Source organism: Streptomyces sp. NPDC127092, from assembly GCF_042722475.1.
GTDB lineage: Bacteria > Actinomycetota > Actinomycetes > Streptomycetales > Streptomycetaceae > Streptomyces.
Window position 1 is genome coordinate 1 of the sequence record NZ_JBHXFE010000100.1, and the last position, 343, is coordinate 343.

Sequence of the window (343 nt, forward strand, 5' to 3'; positions counted from 1 at the left end):
CAAGGCTAAAACTCAAAGGAATTGACGGGGGCCCGCACAAGCGGCGGAGCATGCGGATTAATTCGATGCAACGCGAAGAACCTTACCAAGGCTTGACATGTTCTCGATCGCCGTAGAGATACGGTTTCCCCTTTGGGGCGGGTTCACAGGTGGTGCATGGTTGTCGTCAGCTCGTGTCGTGAGATGTTGGGTTAAGTCCCGCAACGAGCGCAACCCTCGTTCCATGTTGCCAGCACGTAATGGTGGGGACTCATGGGAGACTGCCGGGGTCAACTCGGAGGAAGGTGAGGACGACGTCAAATCATCATGCCCCTTATGTCTTGGGCTTCACGCATGCTACAAT

Annotated in this window: 1 rRNA gene (cut by a window edge); it reads left to right on the plus strand. The window is 55.1% G+C overall.

The features are described 5' to 3' along the window. A 16S ribosomal RNA gene (locus tag ACFWJO_RS37330) occupies positions 1-343 on the plus strand; its annotated part runs 241 nt beyond the window's last position; the annotation flags it as partial.